Genomic DNA, 18,003 nt, shown 5'->3' on the forward strand with positions numbered 1-18,003 from the left:
TCACGCCCCGAAGGTCGGGCGTCGCTTCTCGCGGAAGGCCGTGAGCCCCTCGACGAAGTCGGCGGTGCGCAGGAGGGTGTGCTGCCCGGACTCCTCGCGGTCGAGGGTGGCGTCGAGGTCGAGCGCGGCCGCGGTGATGGCAGCGGTCGTGAGCGCCGTCCCCTCGGGGGCCAGCGCCGCGAGGTGCGCCGCCAGCTCCTCCGCGCGAGCACCGAACCGCTCCTGGGCCACCGACTCGGAGACCAGCCCCCACTCGGCGGCTTCGGCGCCGCTGAGCTTCTCACCGGTGAGGGCGAGGCGCAGGGCCCGAGCCCGACCGATGTTCGCGACGACGAGCGTCGTCGCGCCGCCATCGGGCATGAGGCCGAGGGCACCGAAGGCGAGGACGAGCTTCGCGTCGTCGGCGACGAGGACGTAGTCGGCGGCGAGCGCCATCGACAGCCCGGCACCGGCCGCGACTCCGGGGACGAGGGCGAGGACCGGCGTCCCCGACTCGATGACCGCGCGGCTCACGGCACCTACGCCGTGCAGTGTCCCGTCGAGGTCGCCCTCGTCGAGGTGGACGGACAGGTCGGCCCCGGCGCTGAAGGCGCGGCCCTCGCCGGACAGGACGATGACGCGGACGGCCGGGTCGGCGTCGTGCGAGCGCACCCCCTCGGCGGCCGCCTCCAACATCGCCACGTCGACGGCGTTGAGCCGGTCAGGGGCGGCCAGGGTGACGTGACCGACGGCGCCCACGTTCCGGATGACCACCGACGCGCCCGAGCTCCTCGCGCTCTTCGCGGCGTCGCTCACGCCGAGGCCTTCGTCGCGTCCGGTCGGTACGACGTCGCGAGCATGGCGCCGGCTGCCAGGACCCCTCCGACGAGGGCCACGGCACCCCAGCCGATCCCGGCGAGGTCGAGCCCGAACGCGTGGTCGAGGGACCAGCGACCCGGACCCAAAACCGCGAGCCCCACGGCGACGATCGCGACGAGCACGACGTACTCCCAGCCACCCTTGAAGATGAAGTACCCCTTGCCGCGGTGGTCGGTGAGGGCGGCAACGGTCATGAGACCGACGAACGCCATCGCGCCCAGCGCGTTGAGCAGGCCGAGGGTGACGATGACCCCGGCGCCGATCTCGGTGGCTGCGGCGACCCGGGCGTGCAGCCAGCCGGGCCGCAGCCCGAGCGACTCGAACCAGCCGGCGGTCCCGTCCAGCCCGCCGCGCACCTTGTTGAGGCCGTGGAGGATGAGCATCGGCCCGAGGGCGAGGCGGATGACGAGGGCGGCGACGTCGAGCTCGGTCGAGCTGATCGCGGTGGTGTCCATCAGGCGGGGTCCTCGGTGTGGGGCGTGGTGGGCGTGGTGGGCGTGGCGGGGACGAGCTCCCGAAGGCCGGGCACGACCTGCTCGGTGAAGGAGCGCAGGAACCGCTCCTGGTCGCCGCCGGGCCCGTGGAAGACGAGGTGGTCGAAGCCGAGGTCGGTGTACTCGCGCACGGCGTCGACGACGTCCTCGGGACGTGACGTGACGATCCAGCGCTTGGCGACCTGCTCGATGGGCAGCTCGTCGGCGGCCCTCTCCATCTCGGCGGGGCTGTGGATCGAGTGCTTCTGCTCGGCGGTGAGCGACAGCGGCGCCCAGAATCGGGTGTTCTCGAGGGCGCGGTCGGCGTCCGGGTCCCAGGACAGCTTGATCTCGATCATGCGGTCCACCGAGCCCGGCTCCTTGCCGGCCTTGGCCATGCCCTCGGCGACGGCCGGCAGCAGCTGGTCGGCGTAGAGCTCGCGACCCTTGCCCGAGGTGCAGATGAAGCCGTCACCGGACCGGCCGGCATACCGGGCGACGAGCGGGCCACCGGCGGCGACGTAGACGGGCACCGGCTGGTCCGGGCGGTCGAAGATGCGCGCGTCCTCGGTGCGGTAGTAGTCGCCCTCGAACGTCACGGACTCCTCCGTCCACAGCGCGCGCATGAGCCGCACCGACTCGCGCAGGCGCGCGAACCGCTCCTTGAACTCCGGCCAGCCGCTCTCGGGCACGGACCCCACGGCCACCTCGTTGAGCGCCTCGCCGGTCCCGACGCCGAGCATGATCCGCCCCGGCGCGAGGCAGCCCAACGTCGCGAACGTCTGCGCCACGACCGCGGGGTTGTAGCGGTAGGTCGGGGTCATCACCGACGTGCCGAGCAGGACCCGCTCGGTGCGTGCCGCGACCCACGAGAGCCACGCGATGGAGTTCGGCGCGTGCCCGCCCTCGAGCCGCCAGGGCTGGAAGTGGTCCGAGATCGTCACCGAGTCCAGTCCGAGCTCCTCGGCGAGGACGGCGTATGCCGCGAGCTCGGCGGGGGCGAACTGCTCGGCCGAAGCCTTGTAGCCGATGCGCATGCGGCCATCCTCTCCCATGCCGGTGCCATAGTTGAGACGTGCCCTCTCACCTGCACAGATGCCGTATGCCGGCCCGTTCCCTCGTCGGATCGGTGGCCGTGACGCTCCTGCTCACCGGATGCGGAGCGCGCGGATCCGTCGAGGAGGACCGGGTGGGCGACACCGCGACGGAGTTCCTCGCTGGAGTCGCCTTCGCGCCCGAGGCCGGCTGTGACCTGCTGGCTCCCGCCACCCTCGAGGAGCTGGAGTCCGACGGAGAAGAGTGCGCCGAGGTCCTGTCAGAGGCGGCTGACGTCAGAGGGACGGCGCGCCCCTCCCGCCCCGGCGAGGTCCGGATCGACGTCTTCGGACGCGACGCGATGGTGCGGTGGGTGGACCAGACCCTCTTCCTCGCCCGCTTCGACGACGGGTGGCGCGTCACCGCCGCCGGCTGCCAGCCCCGGGGCAAGGACCTGCCCTACGACTGCGCGGTCGAGGGGCGGTGAGTGGGATGCGGTGGTCCTTCCTCGGCTGGCTGCTCTTCATCGTCTTCGGTCTCGCCTGGTGCCTCACCATCGGGGTGATGGCGCGATGAGGCGCCTGCGCGACCACGGTCTGGCCCTCGTCTTCGGGGCACTCCTGTTGTTCGCACTCGTCGGGCAGGCCATCTCCGGGCTGGCCGGGGTCAACGGGGACGCCCGCGACCACGGGCTCCCCACCATCGGCATGGGCGAGTACCTCACCTCGTCCAGCTTCGCGGTCGACGTCGCCGAGAACTGGCAGTCCGAGTACCTCCAGTTCCTCCTCTTCATCCTGCTCACGGTGTGGTTCGTCCAGAAGGGCTCACCGGAGTCCAAGCCGCTGGACAGCGCCGGGAGGGAGAGCGACGAGGACCAGAAGGTCGGTCGCTGGGCTCGTCCGGACTCACCACGGTGGGCGGTCGCCGGAGGCTGGCGCCGGCGGCTCTACTCGCACTCACTGGGGGTGACCATGGCGGCGATCTTCGTGGGCTCGTGGAGCGCCCAGTTCATCGCGGGACGGGCGGCACACAACGCCGAGCTCATCCGCGACCTCGAGGAGCCGCAGGGGTGGGGTGACTACCTCGTCGCTCCCGACTTCTGGAGTCGCACCCTGCAGAACTGGCAGTCGGAGTTCCTCGCCGTGGCGAGCATGGTGGTCTTCTCGATCTACCTGCGCGAGCGCGGTTCACCGGAGTCCAAGCCCGTGGGTGAGCCGCACGGCACGACGGGGGTCGAGGGCTGACCGACGCGGCGAGAGCACCGACCCATTGACCCGGCCGACCGACCGGCGGACGCTGGGAGCAGGAGGTGGCGGCCATGGCGATGTCGCACTCGATGTTGGCGCGGGGCAACGCCATGGGCGTGTGGATGCACCGGTTCTTCAAGGGCCGGCTCGACGGCGGCGGCAAGGTCGGTGGCGTCCTCATGATCACCTCCCCCGGCCGCCGGACCGGGCTCCCGCGATCGACGATGGTGCGCTACCTCGAGGACGGCGACGACTACCTCGTGTGGGGCACGGGCAGCGGTCGGCCATCGGAGCCGGACTGGTTCCGCAACCTGCGCCGAACGAGGGAGTCGACGATCGAGATCGGCACCCGCTCACGGCAGGTGCGACCGGAGGTCCTCGAGGGCTCGGACCGCGACACCGTGTGGCTGACCACGGTCCTCGCCCAGATCCCGGGTGTCGAGAAGTATGAACGCAAGTCAGGGCGGACCATCCCGGTCGCTCGGCTGCACCCCCTCTGACCGGCCGCACGCGGAGCGGCTGCGACAGCCCTACGCGGAGCGGCGGCGGCAGCACGACGTGGAGCGGCGGCGACAGCCCTACGCGGAGCGGCGGCGGCAGCACGACGTGGAGCGGCGGCGGCAGCCCGACGCGCAGTGGACGGGGCCGCCACCCCTGCGCGGCGCGACTAGCCTGTAGGCGTGCGTGAGACCCACGCCGAGCACCCTGCTGCACCATCTCGCAGCCCTCACTGACAAAGGAGTCACCACCGTGACCGCGTCGTCCGTCACCGCCCCGGCCCCCGCGCCCACGTCCGAGCACACCCCCGTGCCGGCACCCGCCGCCCACGACCCGCTCGACACGTCCGGCCACGAGCAGGTCGTCCTCTGCTCCGACCCGCAGTCCGGTCTGCGCGCGATCATCTCGATCCACGACACCTCGCTCGGTCCGGCGCTCGGCGGGACGCGGTTCTACCCCTACGCGACCCACGACGAGGCCCTCGCCGACGTGCTCCGCCTCTCGCGCGGCATGTCCTACAAGAACGCCGTCGCGGGCATCCCGCACGGCGGCGGCAAGGCCGTGATCATCGGCGACCCCACCACGGACAAGACCCCCGAGCTGCTCCGCGCCTTCGGCCGGTTCGTCGAGAGCCTCGGCGGTCGCTACGTCACCGCCTGCGACGTCGGCACCTACGTGCAGGACATGGACGTCGTCGCCGAGACGACGCGCTTCGCGACCGGCCGCTCGCCCGAGAAGGGCGGCGCCGGCGACTCGTCGGTCCTCACCGCGTTCGGCGTCTTCCAGGGCATGCGCGCCGCTGCGCAGCACCTCTGGGGCGAGCCCACGCTCCGCGGCCGCCGCGTCGGCATCGCCGGCGTCGGCAAGGTCGGGCGCATCCTCGCCGGCCACCTCGTCGAGGACGGCGCCCAGGTCGTCGTCACCGACGTCAACACCGCCGCCGTCGAGGCGCTCACGGACACCCACCCCGGCATCGAGACGCTGAGCGACGTCGCCGCCCTCGTCCGCAGCGACCTCGACGTCTACGCCCCCTGCGCGCTCGGTGGTGCGCTCGACGACGACACCGTCGACGTGCTCAAGGCTCGTGTCGTCTGTGGCGGCGCCAACAACCAGCTCGTCACCGAGGGTGAGGGCGGCACCGCCGACCGGCTCGTCGCGCGCGGCATCACCTACTGCCCCGACTTCCTCGTCAACGCCGGCGGCGTCATCCAGGTGAGCGACGAGCTCCGTGGCTTCGACTTCGACCGCGCCAAGCGCGGCGCGACCGCGATCTTCGAGCACACCCTCGAGGTCCTCGAGACCGCCGACGAGCGCGGCGAGAGCCCCGCAGCAGCGGCGGACCACATCGCCGAGAAGCGGATGGCCGCCGGGTCCTCGACGATCTGGCTCCCCCAGCGCTGAGCCTGCCGTCCGCAGCCCGAAACGCTCGTATGCCGGGTGCCCACCGTCATCAGGTGAGCACCCGGCATACGCCGGTCTGAGGTCGTTGAGCCGGGCCCGGACGGCACCTCGGAAGGGACACGGTCTCAACAACTCGACCCGTGCGCGGAAACACCTCGGCCTGATGTAGCGTTGACCCCACGACATACACACGATTCCCGGGACCACAGCTCGACTTGGGATGACCCCTTCGGGGCCGTCCCTTCGGGTATGTCGCCCGGCAGACGCACAAGGGGGTCTCGCCATGGGGCGCGGCCGGGCAAAAGCCAAGCAGACCAAGGTGGCACGGGAGCTGAAGTACTACAGCCCCGACACCGATTTGAGCTCGCTTGAGCGAGAACTCCACGGGCACTCGCCCTCGTCTCTGCCGACTCGGGTCGCCGAGTCCGACGGTGATGAGGACGACGACTACGACAAGTGGGCCAGCGGGCGTCGTTGACGCCCGACTGATCGCTCGTCCCTTTCCTCGCACGTCCTTGTGCGGCATGCGTGTTCTGCTGCCCACGATCTGACATGCTCACGAGCATGACTGACGTGCGCACAGCCGACGCCGCCAAGCGGCTCGGCGTCGAGACCACCGGCATCGAGATCATCGACGAGTCGGCCCGTACAGCGACCCCTCGTGACCTCTTCTGGCCCTGGTTCGCCGCCAACGTGTCGGTGTTCGGCATCTCCTACGCCGCCTTCGTCCTCGGCTTCGGCATCTCCTTCTGGCAGGCCGTCCTCGTGACGATCGTCGGCGTGGTCGTGTCGTTCGCGCTGTGCGGGATCATCGCCCTCGCCGGCAAGCGTGGGTCGGCGCCGACGATGGTGCTCTCGCGCGCCGCGTTCGGCGTCAAGGGCCAGAAGGTGCCGGGCGTCATCTCGTGGCTGGTCTCGATCGGCTGGGAGACCTTCCTCGCGATCCTCGCCGTCCTGGCGACCGCGACGATCTTCGAGCGGCTGGGCTGGGGCGGCGGCACCGCGACCAAGGTCATCGCCGCCGTCGTCGTCGCCGCGATGATCGTCGTCGCGGCGGTCGCGGGCTACCACATCATCATGCGGATGCAGTCGGTGCTCACGTGGATCACCGGGGCCATCACGATCCTCTACGTCGCCATGACCGTCCAGCACGTCGACTGGTCCGCCGTCTCCGGCCTGGAGTCCGGTGGCATCGGTCAGGTGATCGGCGCCCTCGTCCTCGTCATGACCGGCTTCGGCCTCGGCTGGATCAACATCGCCGCCGACTGGTCCCGCTACCAGCACCGGGACGCCAGCGGCGCCGCCATCGTCGGCTGGAACACCTTCGGCGGAGCCCTCGCCCCGGCCCTCCTCGTCTGCTACGGCCTCGCCCTCGCCGGCTCTGACGAGGAGGTCCTCGCGGGCATCGGCGCCGACCCCATCGGCACCCTCGCCACGCTGCTCCCGACGTGGGTGCTGGTGCCCTTCCTGCTCGCCGCGATCCTCTCGCTCGTGTCCGGTGCCGTGCTCGGCATCTACTCGTCCGGCCTCACGCTGCTGTCTCTGGGCGTGCGCATCCCCCGCCCCATGGCCGCGCTCATCGACGGCATCATCCTCACGCTCGGCACCTTTTACGTCGTCTTCGTCGCCGAGAGCTTCATCAACCCGTTCCAGTCCTTCCTCATCACGCTCGGGGTGCCGCTCGCCTCGTGGGCGGGGATCATGATCGCCGACATCGCGCTGCGCAAGCGCGACTACGACGACGACGCCCTCTTCGACTCCGCTGGCCGCTACGGCGCGTTCGACTGGGTGTCGATCGGCACCATGGTCGCGGCCTCGGTCCTGGGCTGGGGCCTGGTCGTCAACAACTTCGCCGACGACGCCACGTGGAACAACTGGCAGGGCTTCCTCCTCGACCCGCTCGGCCTCGGCACCTTCGTCGAGGACCCTGCAGGCTCGTACTGGGAAGGCACGTTCGCCTACGCCAACCTCGGCGTGCTGCTCGCCCTCGTGCTCTCCTTCGTGGTCACCTACGTCGCCCGCCGTGGGAAGGTCGCCCGCCAGGAGCAGGTCGCGTGAGCACGGCCTCCCCCGGCGGCGGCCGGTCCCTCCCGGTCGAGCAGGTGGAGCCGCTCGAGGACGAGTGGCTCGTCGTCATCGACCCGCAGGCGGTCTTCGCCGACCCCGGCACCAGCCCGTGGGGCTCACCCATGTGGGCTCAGACGATGCCCCGCATCGCCCGTCTCGCGACGGCATACGCAGGTCGGGTCGTCGTGACCCGCTTCGTCGCGGACCCGGGCCTCGGCGGGTCGTGGGCCGACTACTACGACGACTGGCAGTTCGCGCTCGTCCCGGACGGCGACCCCCTGTATGCCGTGGTGCCGGAGCTCGCCCACCTCACCGACCATGTCGTCACCGAACCGACGTTCGGGAAGTGGACGGCCGGCCTGCGTGCGGTCATCGGGGACCAGCCGAGGTTCGCCCTCGCCGGTGTCGCCACCGACTGCTGCGTCATCTCGACCGCGCTGCCGGCCGCCGACGCCGGAGCGAGCGTACGGGTCGTCGCCGAGGCCTGCGCCGGGTCGAGCATCGCGATGCACGAGCAGGCGCTCGGGGCGATGAGCATGTTCGCGCCCCAGGTCACGATCCTCTGACCTGGGCTCTCATCGCGCCTGTGCACTGCTGCGCTGGAGCACAGCAGTGCACATCCCGAGGCACCGACGCTGTGCACTGCTGCGCCGGGGCACAGCAGTGCACAGCGTCGCGAGGGGGCGTACGCGGCGCGCCCCTCAGAGGACGCCGGTCGCGGCGAGCACCGCAGCGCCACCCAGGACGCCCACCGCTCCGGAGGTGAGACCCGCGGCCCGCGCACCCAGCGCCTCCCCGCGGGCGAGCACCCACGTTGCACCCAACCCGACGCACCAGCCGACGAGCAGGCCGGGGACCGCCGTCACGAACAGGCCCGCGACGTCGAGCGATCCGACGTCCTGCGACGAGAGGACGTCGATCGCCGCCCCCACGAGCCAGACAGCCACGAGGACCAGGGCGAGGTAGGCGACCAGCAGCAGCGTGGCGACGGCCAGGACACCGACGGCCCAGCGTCGCGCGGTCCGCACCCGGTCGGCCCCGGTGGGTTGCGGGAGGCCCGCCTGCTCCGGCGGGAGCGACAGGCTCGGGTGGTCGGCACCGGTCATGGTCCGAGGATGGCGGTCCGCAGCCCCCGTGTCATGCGATCGGGTACTCAGGCTTCCGGCCGACGCGCGAGGCGCGGGGTGTCAGCCGGACTCGTCACCGGAAGATGCGTCCTCGGCCCACGTGGCCTCGCCCGTGGGTGCCGCGGGGGTCTCGAGCGCTGCCTCGGCCTCGATGATCTCCGCCTCGCTCGAGTGCGGCCCTTCGCTCTCGCCCTCGGTGGGGAGTTCCTGCTCGACGTCACTCACGGCTGTCTCCGATCACTGGACCGAGACCAGTGTGGCCCCGCGGACGTCAGGCCGGGTGTGAACCGACGACCTGGACCGAACCACCGTCGACGCCCTTGGCGCCCCGGACGACCTCGACACCGTCCTCGACGACGGCGTCCTCGAGCCCGGTGACCTCACCCATCGGCCAGGCAGCCACGCCCAGATCGGCCAGCGTCCGCACGGCGAGGTCGACCTGGTCCGCCGGCAGCATCGCCACGAAGCCCACGCCCATGTTGAGCGTGCGCTCGATGTCAGCCTGCGGCACCTGCCCCAGGCGCTGCACGGTCGAGAACACCGCCGGAGGCGTCCACGTGGACCGGTCGACCCGGGCGAAGACGTCACTCGGGAGAACCCGCGCGAGGTTGGCCGCCAAGCCGCCACCGGTGACGTGGGAGAGCGCGTGGACGTCGAGGCCGTCGGTGCCGATGAGCTCGAGCAGGTCCTTGGAGTAGACGCGGGTCGGCTCGAGCAGCTCCTCGCCGAGGGTGCGGCCGAACTCGTCGACGTGGCGGTCGAGCTGCCAGCCGGCGTGCGCGACGACCTTGCGGACGAGCGAGTAGCCGTTGGAGTGCAGTCCCGAGCTGGCGATGCCGAGCACCACGTCGCCGGTCCGGACCCGCTGCGGACCCAGCACTGCGGCATACTCGACGACTCCCGTGGCGGCGCCCGCGACGTCGTACTCGTCCGGCTCGAGCAGGCCCGGGTGCTCGGCGGTCTCGCCACCGACGAGGGCCACGCCCGCCTGCTCGCAGGCCCGCGCGATGCCGCCGACGATGGCGGCGATGCGCTCGGGGACGACCTTGCCGGTCGCGATGTAGTCGGTCATGAAGAGGGGCTCGGCGCCGCACACGACGATGTCGTCGACGACCATGCCGACCAGGTCGAAGCCGATGGTGTCGTGCTTGTCGAGCGCCTGGGCGATGGCGACCTTGGTGCCGACACCGTCGGTGCTCGTCGCGAGGACGGGACGGTCCATCCGGGCCAGGGCGCTGGCGTCGAACATCCCCGCGAAGCCACCGAGCCCACCGAGGACCTCGGGGCGGGTCGCGCGACGGACGTCGGCCTTCATCAGCTCGACGGCCTTGTCACCCGCCTCGACGTCGACTCCGGCCGCGGCATAGGTGATCTGTTCGCCCTGGTCACTCACGTCGGCCAGCCTAGGGTCAGGGACGACGGACGGCCTCGGCCGCCCCGCCCGATGCGGTGACCGAGACGCGGTCCACGTCGAGGGTGCCCGTCTGCGTCGCGTCGGTGACGCCCTCGTCGACGGGGAACTCGAGCTCGAGCAGCCCCTTGCCCAGACGGTCCGACGTCGGCAGCTCGATCGGGTAGCTGCCGGTGAAGCACGCCGAGCAGAGCTGCTCGGGCTCCTGCTCGGTCGCGGCGATCATGCCCTCCTCGGAGATGTAGCCGAGGGAGTCGGCGCCGATGGAGTTGCAGACCTCCTCGACCCCGATGCCGGTGGCGATGAGCTCGGCGCGGGTGGCGAAGTCGATGCCGTAGAAGCAGGGCCAGCGGACCGGCGGCGACGAGATGCGCACGTGCACCTCGGCCGCTCCTGCCTCGCGCAGCATCCGCACGAGCGCGCGCTGGGTGTTGCCCCGCACGATCGAGTCGTCGACGACGATGAGGCGCTTGCCCTTGATGACCTCGCGCAGCGGGTTGAGCTTGAGCCGGATGCCGAGCTGGCGGATGGTCTGGGACGGCGCGATGAAGGTGCGACCGACATAGGCGTTCTTGACCAGGCCCTGGCCGTAGGGGATGCCCGACTCCTGGGCGTAGCCGATCGCGGCGGGCGTGCCGGACTCCGGCGTCGGCATGACGAGGTCGGCCTCTACGGGGTGCTCGCGCGCCAGCGTGCGGCCCATCTCGACCCGGGCCTCGTGCACGACGCGGCCGTTGATCGTCGTGTCGGGACGGGCGAGGTAGACGTACTCGAAGACGCAGCCCTTGCGGTCGGTCTCGGCGAAGCGCTGCGAGCGCAGGCCGTCCTCGTCGATGGCGATGATCTCGCCGGGCTCGACCTCACGGATGAACGAGGCGCCGACGATGTCGAGCGCCGCCGTCTCGGACGCGACGACCCAGCCCCGCTCGAGGCGACCCAGGACGAGGGGACGGATCCCCTGGGGGTCGCGGGCGGCATACAGGGTGTGCTCGTTCATGAAGACGAAGCAGAAGGCGCCGCGCAGCTTCGGGAGCACCTCGAGCGCCGCGGCCTCGACGGTGCGGTCCGGGTCGGCGGTGAGCAGCGCGGTGACGAGGGCGGTGTCGGTCGTGTTGCCGCGCCCGATCTCACCGCGGTGGCGGCTGTCGCCGGTCGCCTCGTCGACGAGGTCACGCAGCTCGGCCGAGTTGATGAGGTTGCCGTTGTGGGCCAGGGCGAGGGTGCCGCCGTCGTGACCGCCGAGGGTGGGCTGGGCGTTCTCCCAGGTCGAGGCGCCGGTGGTCGAGTAGCGGCAGTGGCCGATCGCGAGGTGCCCGGTGAGCGAGCCCAGGGAGCGCTCGTCGAAGACCTGCGACACCAGCCCCATGTCCTTGTAGACGAGGAGGCGCCGGCCGTCGCTCGCGGCGATGCCCGCGGACTCCTGCCCGCGGTGCTGCAGCGCGTAGAGCCCGTAGTAGGTCAGCTTGGCGACGTCCTCGCCGGGAGCCCAGACCCCGAAGACGCCACAGGCGTCCTGCGGACCCTTCTCACCGGGCAGGAGGTCGTGGGTCAGTCGTCCGTCTCCGCGTGCCACACTCCCAGTGTCCCACGAACGCGCGGGACCCCGACGCCGGTGCCGTCCCCCGACCCATCCACGCCGGGCTCGGCTCCGAATGGCTTGCCATGGACGCTCCTGACCCGTCGCCGCAACCGCGCTGGCCGTATGCCGTGAGCGGGGTTCTCGCCGCGGCCGCCGGAGCCGCTGCCGGTCACCTCGCGGCCGCTCTGGTCTCCCCGGAGGCCTCACCCGTGCTCGCCGTGGGCTCGCAGGTCATCGACGCCACCCCCACCCCGGTCAAGGAGTGGGCGGTGCGGACGATGGGCACGGCGGACAAGCCGGTCCTCATCGGCAGCGTCGCCGTCGTCACCCTCCTGCTCGCTGCCGTCGCCGGGCTGGTGTCACGCACCCGCCCGCTCGCCGGACGGCTCGTCATCGTCGGTCTCGCCGCGCTGGCCGCGGCGGCCGCCGTCCTGCGACCCACCGCCGGACAGCTCGACATCGTGCCGGGGCTCGTCACCGGTCTGGTGGGGGTCGGCGTCCTGGCCCTGCTGCTCTCCCGGATCCCGCGCGCTGGGGGCGCGGGGCCCGAGAGCCCCACCGACCACAACGCCCGCGAGACCGGCGAGCCCGTCGCGGCCGGTCGGCGCAGCTTCCTGCTGGGCGCCGGCGGCACGGCCGTCGGCGCCGCCGCCGTGGGCGCCTTCGGCCAGAAGCTCACAGCCGACGCCATCGCCCCCTCGACGATGACCCTTCCCGCGCCGGCGCAGTCACTCGCGCCGCTGCCCGCCGGCATCGAGGGACGGGTCAAGGGGGTCGTGCCGTGGCGCACCCCCAACAAGGACTTCTACCGGATCGACACCGCGCTGGTCATCCCGCGCGTCGACGCGGACTCCTGGGAGCTCACCATCGACGGAGACGTCGACGAGCCGTTCACCATCGACTTCGCCGAGCTCTCCTCGATGCCGCTCATCGAGAAGGACATCACGATGTGCTGCGTCAGCAACGAGGTCGGTGGCGGCTACATCGGTGGCGCCCGCTGGCTGGGCGTGCCCGTCCGAGAGCTGCTCGCGCGCGCCGGCGTCCGGTCGAGCGCGGACCAGATCCTCAGCACCTCCGTCGACGGCATGACCATCTCGACGCCGGTCCAGGCACTCACCGACGACCGCGACGCCCTCGTCGCCATCGGCATGAACGGTGAGCCGCTCCCCCGACGCCACGGCTACCCGGTGCGGCTCGTCACCCCCGGGCTCTACGGCTTCGTCGGATCCACCAAGTGGCTCGAGCGCCTCACGGCCACGACGTACGCCGCCAAGAAGGCGTACTGGACCGAGCGCGACTGGGCCGTCGACGGCCGCGTTCTCACCCAGTCGCGGATCGACACCCCGCGTGGCCTCGCCAACCTCAAGCCCGGACGGGTCGTCATCGGTGGCGTCGCCTGGGCCCAGGGCCGGGGCATCGCCAAGGTCGAGCTCCGCATCGACGAGAACCCGTGGCAGGAGGCCACCCTCGGCCCCGACGCCAACATCGACTACTGGCGCCAGTGGTTCTTCCCCTGGGACGCCACCCCCGGTCGCCACGAGCTGACCGTCCGCGCCACCGACCTCACCGGTGCCGTCCAGACCGAGCGTCGCGCCGAGCCCTTCCCGCGTGGAGCCACCGGGTGGCACTCCATCCCGGTCCTCGTCGACTGACCCACGCTCCCTTGCGTCCGCCACTTCGGTGGCCAGGTCGCCACCTTGGCGGACGCAACGCAGGGGTGAGCGGACGGCATACGGAAAGAAGTCCAAAAAGCTTGGGGCAGAACCAATCCGACTCGTGAGCGGCATCGAACCACGGGTGTCATCCACCCCCTCACAGGAGACGATCATGAAGCTCACGCACCGCCCCGCAGTCCTTGCCCTCGCTCTCGCCCTGCCCCTCGGTCTGGCCGCGTGCGGCAGCTCCGACGCCGACACCGACGCGGGTGGCACCACCTCGTCCTCCACCGAGTCGATGTCCCCGTCGGCCAGCGCCTCGCCCTCCGAGAGCATGATGGGCGACAAGCCGTTCGGCGCGGCCTGCAGCCAGGTGCCTGCCTCGGGCGCCGGCTCGTTCGACGGCATGTCGACCGCCCCGGTGGCCACGGCCGCCAGCGCCAACCCGCTGCTCTCGACCCTCGTCTCCGCCGTCAAGGAGGCCGGACTCGTCGACACCCTCAACGGCGCCCCGGAGCTCACCGTGTTCGCGCCGGTCAACGACGCCTTCGCCGCGGTCCCCAAGGCGACGATGGACGCCGCGATGGCCGACCCCAAGGGCCTGCTCACCAAGGTGCTCACCAACCACGTCGTCGAGGGCAAGATCGCTCCCGACGAGATCGCCGGTGACCACAAGACCCTCGGCGGTGGCACCATCACCGTCGCCGGCAGCGGTGAGGAGTTCACCGTCGGCGAGGCCAACGTGATCTGCGGCAACGTCCAGACCGCCAACGCCACCGTCTACATCATCGACGGCGTCCTGCTCCCGGCTTCCTGACCGGCGCACCACCCGAAGAAGGCATAGGCAATCATGGTCGTCATGGCAGTGGTCGGCAACGAGGACGAGTCCTCGCCGACCGCTGCCGTGGGGCCGGACCTCGTCGGCCTGCTGACCCGGTCGGCGCGCGGTGACGAAGCCGCCTTCGCAGAGCTCTACGACGCCACCGCTTCCCGGCTCCACGGCCTGGTCGTCCGGGTCGTGCGCGACCGGGCGCAGAGCGAGGAGGTCACCCAGGAGGCCTTCCTCGACATCTGGCGGCACTGCACCCGCTTCGACCCCTCCAAGGGGTCACCCCTCTCGTGGATGCTCACCATCGCCCATCGCAAGGCCGTCGACCGGGTCCGCTCGGCGGAGGCCGCGAAGGCGCGTGAGGTGACCTACGAGACCACCACCACCGGGCGCGAGCACGACTCGACGCTCGAGCAGGTCGAGGTCCGTCTCGACCAGCAACGCGTCCGCCGGGCGCTGTCCACCCTCACCGACACCCAGCGTGGCGCGGTGGAGCTGGCCTACCTCGGAGGACACACGCACAGCGAGGTCGCGGCACTCCTCGACATCCCGCTCGGAACGGCCAAGACCCGGATCCGAGACGGACTCATCCGACTGCGAGACATTTTGGAGGTGACGGCATGAACCCAGACACTCACGCCCTGGCCGGCGCGTATGCCGTCAATGCCGTGACCGACGAGGAGCGTCGCTCCTTCGAGGTACACCTCGACGAGTGCGCCGACTGCCGGGCCGAGGTCGCGGAGCTGCGGGCGGCTGCTGCCACCCTCGCCGCCGACGTCGAGCTCGCGCCGCCGCCGGCGCTGCGGGCCTCTGTCCTCTCCGCCGTGTCGCAGACCCGTCAGCTGTCCCCGCTCGACGTCGCCCCCACGTCCGGATCCGCGGTCGCGGAAGCCCCGGGCAGCGCGGTCGCGTCCATCTCCTCGCTCCCGTCGGACGGGGGCACCCAGGTCTCCTCGGCGCCCGCTGCTCGGCACCGGTCGTCCACGTCCGGGACCGACGAGCTCGCGGCCCGCCGCAGCCGCCGGCTTCGTCCGTGGCTCGCCGCGGCGGTCGCGGCTGCCGTCCTCACCGTCGGTGGCCTCGTGTGGCAGCCGTGGGAGGACGCCCCCGCCCAGCTCACGGCCACCGAGCAGGTGCTCCGGGCCGACGACGCGCAGCGCCTCGAGCTCCCCATGGGCGCGTCCGAGATCACCCTCGTCCGGAGCCCGTCGGTCGGCCGTGCCGTCTTCCTCGCCGACGCCATGCCCACCCCGCCGTCCGGCAAGGCCTACCAGCTCTGGTTCGACATGCCGGGCCGAGGGATGGTGAGCGCCGGGCTCATCCCGACCTCCGGCCAGTCCGTCACCGTGCCGCTCGAGGGGGACGCCAGGACCGCGACCGGTGCGGGCATCACGCTCGAGCCGGAGTCCGGCTCGCAGCACCCCACGTCCGACCCCGTCGCCCTCTTCACCTTCACCTGAGCCGACGCGCCCGTCGCGGTGGACAATGAGCGCCATGCGCTACGCACTCACCGGTGCCACCGGCTTCGTCGGTGGCGAGATCGCCCGCCAGCTCGTCGAAGCGGGGCACGCCGTCGTCGCGCTCGTCCGCAGCCCTCGTCGGGCCTCCGACCTGGCCGAGCTCGGTGTCGAGCTCGTCGAGGGTGACCTCGACTCCGACGCCGCCCTCGACCGTCTCCTCGAGGGCGCCGACGGACTGTTCCACGTCGCCGGCTGGTACAAGCTCGGCGAGCGCGACCGGTCCGTCGGCGAGCGCGTCAACGTCGAGGGCACGCGCAACGTCCTCGAGGCCGCGCTGCGTGCGGGGACGCCCAAGGTCGTCTACACGAGCACCCTCGCGGTGAACTCCGACACCGGCGGCGCGGTCCGCGACGAGACCCACCGGCACACGGGGGCCCACATCACCGAGTACGACCGCACCAAGGCACGAGCCCACGACATCGCCCACGAGCTCTGCGCGCGCGGCCTCCCCCTCGTCACGGTCATGCCGGGTGCCGTCTACGGGCCCGGCGACACCTCCCAGGTCGGCGACCTCGTCGCGCAGGTCGTGGCGGGGCGGAGACCGCAGGTCCCCCTGGGCGGCGGGACCCTCATGTGGGCCCACGTCGGCGACGTGGCGCACGGTCACGTCCTCGCCATGGAGCGCGGCACCCCGGGCGAGGACTACATGCTCGCCGGCGAGCCCGCGACCCTGGCGGGCGTGCTCCAGCAGGTGGCTGCTCTCGCCGGGACCAAGCGGCCCCGGCTCGTGCCACGAGTCCTCATCCGCGTCACCGAGAAGGCCTTGACCCCGGTGGCCAGGCTCCTTCCGGTACCCGCGAGCTACCACCCCGAGTCGCTGCGTGCGTCGCTCGCGAGCTATGTGGGGACGCGGGCCAAGGCCGAGCGCGACCTCGGGTGGGAGTGCCGGCCCCTGTCGGATGGACTCGCCGAGACCGTGGCCGCCGTTCGCGCCGGCTAGGGACAGCTGGGCCCGGACCCGCCCCCGAGGTCAGGAGCGGCGACGTCCGCTCAGCGCGAGGGCCAGCCCGAGCACGGCGACGACGGGGCCGATGACCGCCCACAGGGTCACGCCCGACATCACGCTGCCACCGACGAGACCGAGTCCCTGCAGGGTCCAGAGGAGCCCGACGCCGACGAGCAGGCCGCCGAGGACCAGGCGGAGGCGACGGGTCATCGCCGCCCCGTGGCGTTCATGTCTGCCGTCACCGGTTGCGGCGCTCGGAGAGCGTCTCGATGAGCACCGAGACGCCCGCGGCGAGCAGCCCGACGACGATCGCCCCGAGCAGCCCGAGGTAGCCGACGGCAGTGGACGTGGAGTACTCACCCGCGGTGGTGCGGGCCGACGACTCGAGGCCGCGGTAGACCCCGAGGAAGGCGCCGATCCCGAAGCCCACGATCGCCCCGATGATGAGGACGCGGAGGTGGTTGGGGCGGCGGATGTCGCTGTTCACGCCTCCACGCTACTTCCCGTGGGCGACAGCCACGACACCGGAGGCGACGGCTTCGAGTGTGGCCAGCGAACCGGCATACGGGGCCTCGCTGCGGGGCCAGTGGGTGATCGTGTCGGTGAAGCCGAGCTCGGCGGCCCGCCCGGTCATCTCCTCGTAGACGCCGACCGACTCGAGGGAGAACTGCGGCGCCGCGTCGAGCAGGAGGTAGCGGTCGAGCCGGTCGGTCCCGTCGAGCGCGGCGAAGCGCTCGGCCAGCCCCGCCACACCGGTCCACCACGCGTCGAGGGTCTCGGCGCCGCCGGGGCCGGTCGTCACCCAGCCCTGGCCGTGGGCCGCCGCCAGGCGCAGGGAGCGGGGCCCGTTGGCGGCGACGACGAAGGGCACCCGGTCGCGGACGGGACCGGGCAGCGTGCGGGCGTCGCGGACGGCATACCAGTCGCCCTCGTGGTCGACGTGGTCCTCACGCAGGAGCCGGTCGAGCAGCGGGACGTACTCGTGGAAGCGGTCGACCCGCTCCTTGACCGTGTGCGACTCCCCCAGCACGGCCGAGTCGAGGTCGCCGCCGGTCCCGAGCCCACACAGGAAGCGACCGCCGGACAGGTCGTCGAGGGCGAGGACGTCACGGGCGAAGACGTAGGGGTGGCGGAAGTTCGGGGACGTGACGAAGGTGCCGAGACCGATCGTCGACGTCACGACGGCCGCCGCCGCCAGCGTCGGCACCGCCGGGAACCACGTGCTGTCCGGCAGCCCGCCCCACACGAGGTGGTCGTAGACCCACGCGTGCGCGAAGCCCATCTCCTCGACGGCTCGCCACCGCGGCCCGGCCTCGCGCCAGGGCAGGTCGGGCAGGATCGAGATCCCGTGTCGCAC

At 71.9% G+C, this 18,003-nt stretch carries 22 protein-coding genes; 12 read left to right on the forward strand and 10 right to left on the reverse strand.

The genetic code is table 11. From position 1 onward, the window contains the following. The 3 genes from LL946_RS05060 to fgd are packed head-to-tail and all read right to left on the reverse strand — an operon-like array spanning position 1 to position 2,368. The gene (locus LL946_RS05060) at positions 1-795 is read right to left on the reverse strand and encodes an enoyl-CoA hydratase/isomerase family protein (RefSeq protein ID WP_404385419.1); all 795 of its coding nucleotides are present in this window, start codon (positions 793-795) and stop codon (positions 1-3) included. Beyond that, positions 792-1,313: a DoxX family protein gene (locus tag LL946_RS05065; RefSeq protein WP_404385421.1), complete on the reverse strand. Its 522-nt coding sequence runs from the start codon at positions 1,311-1,313 to the stop codon at positions 792-794. Before LL946_RS05065 ends, LL946_RS05060 begins: the two co-directional genes overlap by 4 nt. Continuing rightward, the gene (gene fgd, locus LL946_RS05070; protein ID WP_404385423.1) at positions 1,313-2,368 is read right to left on the reverse strand and encodes a glucose-6-phosphate dehydrogenase (coenzyme-F420); all 1,056 of its coding nucleotides are present in this window, start codon (positions 2,366-2,368) and stop codon (positions 1,313-1,315) included. Before fgd ends, LL946_RS05065 begins: the two co-directional genes overlap by 1 nt. Before the next feature lie 38 nt (positions 2,369-2,406). Here fgd and LL946_RS05075 point away from each other — a divergent pair, with 38 nt between their 5' ends. The 7 genes from LL946_RS05075 (at position 2,407) to LL946_RS05105 (ending at position 8,145) form a co-directional block, all read left to right on the forward strand. Then, a complete protein-coding gene (locus tag LL946_RS05075; RefSeq protein WP_404385425.1) occupies positions 2,407-2,853 on the forward strand; it encodes a hypothetical protein in 447 nt (148 codons plus the stop codon). Between the two features lie 85 nt (positions 2,854-2,938). Continuing rightward, positions 2,939-3,610, forward strand: a complete 672-nt coding sequence (locus LL946_RS05080) for a DUF6766 family protein (RefSeq protein ID WP_404385427.1) — start codon at positions 2,939-2,941, stop codon at positions 3,608-3,610. Between the two features lie 74 nt (positions 3,611-3,684). Further along, on the forward strand, positions 3,685-4,113 hold the full coding sequence (locus LL946_RS05085) for a nitroreductase family deazaflavin-dependent oxidoreductase (RefSeq protein WP_404385429.1): 429 nt from the start codon (positions 3,685-3,687) through the stop codon (positions 4,111-4,113). A 250-nt stretch (positions 4,114-4,363) separates the two neighbouring features. Then, on the forward strand, positions 4,364-5,512 hold the full coding sequence (locus LL946_RS05090) for a Glu/Leu/Phe/Val dehydrogenase (RefSeq protein WP_404385430.1): 1,149 nt from the start codon (positions 4,364-4,366) through the stop codon (positions 5,510-5,512). Between the two features lie 283 nt (positions 5,513-5,795). Continuing rightward, the gene (locus LL946_RS05095) at positions 5,796-5,990 is read left to right on the forward strand and encodes a DUF3073 domain-containing protein (RefSeq protein WP_404385432.1); all 195 of its coding nucleotides are present in this window, start codon (positions 5,796-5,798) and stop codon (positions 5,988-5,990) included. A gap of 86 nt (positions 5,991-6,076) precedes the next feature. Beyond that, positions 6,077-7,570, forward strand: a complete 1,494-nt coding sequence (locus LL946_RS05100; RefSeq protein WP_404385434.1) for a purine-cytosine permease family protein — start codon at positions 6,077-6,079, stop codon at positions 7,568-7,570. Then, positions 7,567-8,145 carry a cysteine hydrolase family protein gene (locus LL946_RS05105; protein ID WP_404385436.1) on the forward strand — a complete coding sequence of 193 codons (579 nt, stop codon included), beginning with the start codon at positions 7,567-7,569 and terminating at the stop codon, positions 8,143-8,145. The genes LL946_RS05100 and LL946_RS05105 overlap by 4 nt, the downstream gene beginning before the upstream one ends. Before the next feature lie 135 nt (positions 8,146-8,280). Here the strand turns inward: LL946_RS05105 and LL946_RS05110 are convergent, their stop codons facing one another. The 4 genes from LL946_RS05110 to purF all read right to left on the reverse strand — a co-directional run bounded on the left by LL946_RS05110 (position 8,281) and on the right by purF (position 11,690). Beyond that, positions 8,281-8,685, reverse strand: coding sequence for a hypothetical protein (locus LL946_RS05110; RefSeq protein WP_404385438.1), 405 nt, complete (start codon positions 8,683-8,685; stop codon positions 8,281-8,283). An 81-nt stretch (positions 8,686-8,766) separates the two neighbouring features. Further along, complete coding sequence (locus tag LL946_RS05115; protein WP_404385440.1) at positions 8,767-8,931, reverse strand: hypothetical protein; 165 nt, start codon at positions 8,929-8,931, stop codon at positions 8,767-8,769. A gap of 46 nt (positions 8,932-8,977) precedes the next feature. Further along, positions 8,978-10,099: a phosphoribosylformylglycinamidine cyclo-ligase gene (gene purM, locus LL946_RS05120; RefSeq protein WP_404385442.1), complete on the reverse strand. Its 1,122-nt coding sequence runs from the start codon at positions 10,097-10,099 to the stop codon at positions 8,978-8,980. 16 nt (positions 10,100-10,115) lie between these two features. Then, positions 10,116-11,690, reverse strand: coding sequence for an amidophosphoribosyltransferase (gene purF, locus LL946_RS05125; RefSeq protein ID WP_404385444.1), 1,575 nt, complete (start codon positions 11,688-11,690; stop codon positions 10,116-10,118). A gap of 89 nt (positions 11,691-11,779) precedes the next feature. On the opposite strand from purF, the gene LL946_RS05130 reads away from it, so the two are divergent. The 5 genes from LL946_RS05130 to LL946_RS05150 all read left to right on the forward strand — a co-directional run bounded on the left by LL946_RS05130 (position 11,780) and on the right by LL946_RS05150 (position 16,640). Next, positions 11,780-13,348 (forward strand): molybdopterin-dependent oxidoreductase, encoded by a 1,569-nt coding sequence (locus tag LL946_RS05130; protein ID WP_404385446.1) that lies wholly within the window; start codon positions 11,780-11,782, stop codon positions 13,346-13,348. A 175-nt stretch (positions 13,349-13,523) separates the two neighbouring features. Continuing rightward, on the forward strand, positions 13,524-14,168 hold the full coding sequence (locus LL946_RS05135; RefSeq protein ID WP_404385448.1) for a fasciclin domain-containing protein: 645 nt from the start codon (positions 13,524-13,526) through the stop codon (positions 14,166-14,168). A gap of 33 nt (positions 14,169-14,201) precedes the next feature. Beyond that, a complete protein-coding gene (gene sigK / locus LL946_RS05140) occupies positions 14,202-14,804 on the forward strand; it encodes an ECF RNA polymerase sigma factor SigK (RefSeq protein WP_404385450.1) in 603 nt (200 codons plus the stop codon). After that, positions 14,801-15,640: an anti-sigma factor domain-containing protein gene (locus tag LL946_RS05145; protein WP_404385452.1), complete on the forward strand. Its 840-nt coding sequence runs from the start codon at positions 14,801-14,803 to the stop codon at positions 15,638-15,640. Before sigK ends, LL946_RS05145 begins: the two co-directional genes overlap by 4 nt. 34 nt (positions 15,641-15,674) lie before the next feature. Further along, positions 15,675-16,640 carry an NAD-dependent epimerase/dehydratase family protein gene (locus LL946_RS05150; protein ID WP_404385454.1) on the forward strand — a complete coding sequence of 322 codons (966 nt, stop codon included), beginning with the start codon at positions 15,675-15,677 and terminating at the stop codon, positions 16,638-16,640. Positions 16,641-16,670: 30 nt separating this feature from the next. Here LL946_RS05150 and LL946_RS05155 read toward each other — a convergent pair whose 3' ends face one another. From LL946_RS05155 to LL946_RS05165, 3 genes are read right to left on the reverse strand one after another with little or no spacing between them, the layout of a single operon-like run. Continuing rightward, positions 16,671-16,856 (reverse strand): hypothetical protein, encoded by a 186-nt coding sequence (locus LL946_RS05155; protein WP_404385456.1) that lies wholly within the window; start codon positions 16,854-16,856, stop codon positions 16,671-16,673. A gap of 28 nt (positions 16,857-16,884) precedes the next feature. Next, entirely contained in the window at positions 16,885-17,133 is a 249-nt protein-coding gene (locus LL946_RS05160; protein ID WP_404385458.1) for a hypothetical protein, read from the reverse strand. Positions 17,134-17,142: 9 nt separating this feature from the next. Then, complete coding sequence (locus tag LL946_RS05165) at positions 17,143-18,003, reverse strand: LLM class flavin-dependent oxidoreductase (protein WP_404385460.1); 861 nt, start codon at positions 18,001-18,003, stop codon at positions 17,143-17,145.

The sequence above is a fragment of the Knoellia locipacati genome, assembly GCF_044791685.1.
GTDB lineage: Bacteria > Actinomycetota > Actinomycetes > Actinomycetales > Dermatophilaceae > Knoellia > Knoellia locipacati_A.